Raw genomic sequence first — 1,428 nt, forward strand, 5'->3', positions numbered from 1 at the left:
CACCCGCCGAGCACCCCGACCGCACCGGGCAGCACGTGCGCGGGCCGCTCGCCGAGCGACGGGTCGACCACGGGCAGCGGGCGTGCCACCGCGGGCGCGGGCCGTCGGGTGGCGCGCGGCTGCTCCCCTGTTCCTTGCCTGCGCCGCACCACGGCGGGCGCGATGGCCACTCCCGGGTCCGCGGGGTCGTCACGGAAGAGCAGGTGGATGGGGATCTCGGTGGTGGCCTCGCTGTGGATCAGGCGCGGCGGGCGGGCGGCCGTGTCCGAGACCCCGGCGTTCTGCGGGTCCTCGGGCTGGGGGGTCTGTGACCGTGATGCCGCTGTCGCACTCATCCTTGCCTCCGCCTCATACGTGCCTCGATCTCATCCGCGCCCCGGTCCCATCCGCACCCGCGTCTCATGCCCGCCGCTCCACTCATGAGGTTCACGAGAACAACCGCCGCCAGGTCTCCGGCCCCGGATATCCGTCCGCCGCCGCACCCCGCCAGCCCTGCGCCCGCTGGAACGCCTCGACGTTGCGGCGGTCGCTCTCGCTCCAGCTGGGGCCCGGCCCCTGGGTGTAGTGCTTGCCGAAGCCCTTCTTCACCAGTTGTCTGCCGAGTCTCTCGATCGACGGGCTGGACTGGCCGGGGCGGAACACTCCCCTGCCTGGGTACGCGGCCGCCTTGCCTTGCGTGCCGCCCGCGCCCGGTCCGGCGCGTGGGATGTCGCGGCCCTTGCCCGACATCAGGTACGACCAGGTCGCGGGGCCCGGCAGACCGTCCGCGTCCCGGCCGGTCCAGCCCTGCGCCCGCTGGAACGCCTGCGTGGCCCCGCGGTCCGCGTCGCTCCAGCGCGGGCCAGGACCGGACGTGTAGAAGCGGGCGCCGCCCCGGCCGACCAGCGCCTTGCCGAGCTGGGTCACGTACTTGTTGTCGGCGCCGGGACCGAACGAGCCCGCGCCGGGGTAGCGCGTCCCCGTGCCCGGCTCCGAGCCGCCAGGCGGCCCCTCCTTCAGCCCCTTGTAGCGATACGCCAGATAGCGGCTCCCATTGCTCCAATAGGCATAGGGAGTCGTCTGCTTACGGGCGTACGGGCGGGCCTGTTCGTACGCGGTGTATTGCGTGCGCGACGCGTTCGCCCAGCCGCCGAAAATCGTCACGTGCGACCCCCTCTCGGGGTTCGCCGGATTGTGGAAGAGAAGGATGTCGCCGGGCTGCAGCTGGCTCTTCGTAATGCGCACCGCGTAAGAGGAGAGGCTGCCCGTCCATTCATTGGTGCCGAGATTCCAGGCCATGGAGACAAAGCCCGAGCAGTCCTGCCGGTAACCGTCGGACCAGTACGTACTCATGCTGTACGGCACCTTCGCGGCGACCCACTTCTTGGCGCGGGCGATGATCGCGGCCCGCGTCGTGGCCCGCGCCGCCCACGCCGCGGGGCCCGGCGC

The 1,428-nt window shown here is 72.3% G+C and carries 1 protein-coding gene and 1 pseudogene; both read right to left on the reverse strand.

What is annotated here, in order from left to right; genetic code table 11:
- Positions 1-335, reverse strand: a pseudogene (locus tag ABD378_RS34945) (SPFH domain-containing protein); the annotation flags it as partial.
- 91 nt (positions 336-426) lie between these two features.
- On the reverse strand, positions 427-1,428 hold a 1,002-nt coding region (locus ABD378_RS34950; protein ID WP_344527774.1), incomplete at its 5' end, for a peptidoglycan-binding protein.

Origin of the sequence: Streptomyces rectiviolaceus (assembly GCF_039533825.1) — a bacterium.
Taxonomy (GTDB): domain Bacteria; phylum Actinomycetota; class Actinomycetes; order Streptomycetales; family Streptomycetaceae; genus Streptomyces; species Streptomyces rectiviolaceus.